The sequence below is a fragment of the Photorhabdus australis DSM 17609 genome (genome assembly GCF_000711895.1).
Lineage (GTDB): Bacteria > Pseudomonadota > Gammaproteobacteria > Enterobacterales > Enterobacteriaceae > Photorhabdus > Photorhabdus australis.
This window is the reverse complement of the sequence record NZ_JONO01000101.1, coordinates 1-4,616: the sequence shown is the minus strand read 5'-3', so window position 1 is coordinate 4,616 and position 4,616 is coordinate 1. Positions and strand designations below refer to the sequence as shown.

Below are 4,616 nucleotides of genomic sequence, written 5' to 3'. Positions count from 1 at the left end.
CGAATAGCGCGAAATCGAGTGAAGACATAGATAAGGAACAAGAACAAAGAAAGAAAGATAGGGAGAAAGAAAATACATTAGAAAGTGTTTTCAAGAGGAGATTTGAGGCAATTCACGGCAGAGACGAGGACAAGGAGGGGGATGATAATGGTGATAAAACAGATGAAGAAGAATGGGATGAATGAATAATAAACAACACCTACCAAGTAGCTTAACCCGGCAGCCTGCTTAAAAAGCACTCACCCTTTCCCACATTAAGTATTGCTTGTGGGAAGGGGAACTTCTGTTTGTGAATAACCGACTGCCAGTGATAAGAAAAACGTTTCGCTGGCAGATATTCACTTTCGTTTGGGCTTTGTTGAGATGAAATAAGTGTAAAATTGATCTTGATCATAATTTAGTTAAATAATTTTGATAAGTTTTATCTGATTGTTATCTGCCATAAAGTATTTATTATCTTCTAGTGTGTTTTTCTTGAATATAGAGTACCGGAAAGATATAACCCAATAAGGTAACGGCTAAACCTGTGGTTAATTTGACGTGATAGGCACAGAGTAATTTGGGTTTTTCACCAGGAAGTATCTCTGAATAATAAGGAGATTATAAAATGAGAACACGCTCATCATTAGTGATTAAACTCACGTTGTTTCTATCACTTACGCTATTCCTTATATGGCTGATTTCTGTTATAGCGACAGCCTTTTTTTCTTTCAGACATGCACACCAGCATATGATGGATGAGTTATCACATCTTGCGACTTTACGGGCAGATTTAAGTAATCATCGTTTTGAAGATGCTGAGAAAGATGCGCAGGAGCTGGCGAGGCGCTACGATGCTTATTATGAAAAGTATGAGAATGATAAAAATATTACGTCGAATACTGATAGCAAATATCTTCCCATCGATGGCAGTATTTGCCAGCCCGATCACGAAATAAGTCAGGATAACTGGTTTATTCAGGCATATGGCGCTGCCGGACAAGCTTATTATCTGGACAGTTTTATTTTTAAGCGATCTCAAGGGATATCGATTTATCCTCCGGAAAAAATCTCAGATGATTATTTTGTCAAACGGTGTCTTGAATTGGCGAATTTTCCCATGAGTCCCAATCACGATAATATTTATTGGGGGCAGCCAGAGCATATTCCCGGCAGTGGCTGGAGCATCTCGGTCGCTGCGAGTGATAAAATGGGGCGACTGACTGGATACGCGATTAAATTCAATGATCTATTATCATACGGACAAGCAGTCACTAATTATGATATCGATCTCTGGTTGGACAGCAATCAACAATTATTGCCGTTTTTCAAAGGGAAATTACCGCAGGATCAAGAGCAACATATTTTAGCATTGCTGAAGAAAGTTAAATTACATGATGGCTGGCAATATATTCCCGGTTATCAGGTATTACGCATCCAGCTTAAAGGCCCTGGTTGGCAGCAATTGGTACTGTATCCTACCAGAGGTCTATTTCAGGAAATCATTGATCAGGCGATTATTCAGCTGCCTTTTGCGCTGGTTATTTTATTAATGATAACGCTGACTTTATTCTGGATGTTGCATCATTACTTAGCCAAACCGTTATGGCAGTTTGTGGATATTATTGATAAAACCGGGCCGAGCGCTCTGGATGTTCGTCTGCCGGAGAATCGGCGTGACGAGCTGGGTCAGATAGCCAGAGCTTATAATGCGTTACTGGATACCCTGAATCAGCAATATTCCACATTAGAAAACAAGGTAGCGGAGCGTACCAAAGCATTAACGGAAGCAAAACAACAGGCAGAGTTAGCCAATAAGCGTAAAAGTCGCCATCTGACGACGATCAGCCATGAATTGAGAACGCCGCTCAGCGGAACATTGGGTGCATTGGAACTGTTGAAGACCAGCGAAATGGATAACGAACAACTGCAACTTGCAGAAACGGCACACCAATGTACATTATCTTTACTGTTTATTATCAATAAATTACTTGATTTTTCGCGTATTGAAGCCGGGCAAGTTGAATTGCAGTATGCAACCTGTCAGTTGTTACCGTTGTTGGATCAGTCAATGGCGACGATACAGGGAATGGCACACAATAAAAGGTTGACGTTAGAAACTTTTGTCGCCGCTGATGTGCCACAATCATTAGTTCTTGATGCAATCCGTGTCAGGCAAATTTTGGTGAATTTGTTAGGAAATGCCTGCAAATTTACCGATGATGGTGGAATTTGTCTGACTGTTACCCGTTCAGATAACACACTGATTTTCGATGTCACTGATAGCGGATGTGGTGTGGCACCAGAAAATATCTCATCGGTATTTAATCCTTTTTATCAGGTGCAAGAACATGCTCAGGGCACAGGGCTTGGTCTGGCTATTGCGGCTACGCTAGCCAAAATGATGGGAGGAAGTTTAAGGTTCAACAGTGCTCTTGGATTAGGCACCAGCGTGATATTTCAACTGCCACTGACAGATTTTATTGAGCCAGAGTTATTGCAAGGAGACGTCGATGCACCATTGGCTTTACATCGTCAACTAATGGCATGGGGCCTCACCTGTTTGTCAGAACAGCATTACGGCGAGTTATCTGCCAATGATTTACGTTTTTTGCCCGGTCGCCTGCGGGATATTGTAGAGCGTCAGCTATCTGGAACACCTCCACCTGCGCAGGACAACGTACCGTTGCAACCCTGGCGTATGTGTGTGTTATTGGTGGATGATGCTGCGACGAACCGAGACATCATTGGCATGATGCTGACCCGGTTAGGTCAGGAAGTGCAGTACGCTAAGGATGGTACAGAAGCATTATTGTTAGGCAGACGTTACCGTTTTGATCTGGTATTGATGGATATATTGATGCCGGGGCAATGTGACGGTCTGGAAACTACTCGACTTTGGCGTGTTGACTCTGATAATCAGGACCCGGAATGTATGATTGTTGCTCTGACGGCAAATACGATAGCCGAGGAAAAAGAGCGCGCCGCTCAGGCGGGGATGAATGATTACATATCTAAGCCGGTTACGATTAACCAATTGGCTCAAATATTAGAAATGACAGCGGAATATCAGTTACGGCGTGATATTGAGCTGATGGTACAGCAAGAAACAGACAAGCCATTACTGTCCATGAACTTATTGCGTATGCAGGAAAAGGTCCGCAGGGAATTATTAACTTTACTCGATGAAGTTGAACAACATGTTACTCAACAGGAGGTATTAGAAAAGCTCTTACATTCCATGAAAGGAGTGAGTGGGCAGGCAGGGCTTAATTCGTTGTTATGTATCATTGTTGAGATGGAAAACCAGGTACATAACGGTGCTCTGCCGCAAGAGAATGAGCTGATGAAACTACGAAAATTGATTAATGCAACACTGTGCTCTGCTGAGGAACACGAGCAGAATGCACCTTTTTCCGCGAGGTCCTAATATGATTTGCTATAAAGTTTTGCTAGTGGATGATCATGAGCTGATCATAGATGGAATAAAGAACCTTCTTGCTGCATATCCGCGTTACCAGGTCGTCGCGCAGGTTGATGATGGGCTATCTGTTTATGCTGCCTGCCGGGATCTGGCACCGGATATTGTTATTCTTGATCTTGGCCTTCCGGGGTTAAATGGACTGGATATTATTCCACAGCTTTGTCAACGCTGGCCGGATTTGCGCATACTTGCCCTTACTGCCCATGATGATGAATTAACGGCCAGCCGTGTATTACGTGCTGGGGCATTAGCTTATGTTTTGAAAACGAGTTCACAGCAGATATTACTGGCTGCAATTACCAGCGTTGCAGCCAAAAAAAGTTACATTGATCCTAACCTGAATCAGGAGGCTGTTCACCTGTTAGGGGAGGGAACGAATGATGACAGTACATTACTTACTCGGCGCGAGCGCCAAATCTTACAGCTAATTAGCGAAGGCAATGGTAATCGTAATATTGCCGAGATGCTAAGTATTAGTGTTAAAACAGTAGAAACTCACCGCCTTAATATGATGCGAAAACTCAAAGTTCATAAGGTAACTGAATTACTTAACTACTCGAGAAAGTTGGGATTAATAACTTGATCATGCAGACAGCATTAATGCTGTTGGATGACAATTGTCTATTAGACATAGCTTGCAGAAACAGCCCGATTTATAGGGCTGTTTTTGTATTTGACAATAATATATAAATTGAATTTATGATTTTTTAATGTGTGGGACTGACAATAATGTTTTATTAAGGATTAATGTAAAAATGTTATTTTATTATTGCAGGTTTATTCTCATTTTCGATTAATTTCTTAAATAGTTCGTTGGTTAACCTTTTGTTTTTATTTAATAATTTTATTTTTTAATGTTGCCATTTAATTAAATAAATTTTATGTTTAATGGGTTAGTACTGGCAATGGTTGTTTTAAATAATGGCTTAATTCTTTGAAAATATTATTTAACATTTATTTGTAATGTTAAAGTTAATATTTGTTTTTACTCCAAAAAATAAAGTCTTTATTTTGTATTTAATAAGTTATTAATTTAGTTTTTATTGAATGTATAGTGTGGGTAATGTATATAATAATACATGTAAATATATTGAGGTTTATCATTAATATTGATAATTAAAGAATTAAAGAATTAAAGAATTAAAGAATTAAA

At 40.0% G+C, this 4,616-nt stretch carries 3 protein-coding genes; all 3 read left to right on the top strand.

The genetic code is table 11. The features are described 5' to 3' along the window. A partial coding sequence (locus BO26_RS18005) for a hypothetical protein (RefSeq protein ID WP_036773901.1) occupies nucleotides 1-185 on the top strand: 185 nt, incomplete at its 5' end. A gap of 422 nt (nucleotides 186-607) precedes the next feature. Further along, a complete protein-coding gene (locus BO26_RS18000; RefSeq protein ID WP_036773900.1) occupies nucleotides 608-3,409 on the top strand; it encodes a two component system sensor kinase in 2,802 nt (933 codons plus the stop codon). Nucleotide 3,410: 1 nt separating this feature from the next. Continuing rightward, nucleotides 3,411-4,046, top strand: a complete 636-nt coding sequence (locus BO26_RS17995) for a two component system response regulator (RefSeq protein ID WP_036773899.1) — start codon at nucleotides 3,411-3,413, stop codon at nucleotides 4,044-4,046. Nucleotides 4,047-4,616 lie beyond the last annotated feature (570 nt).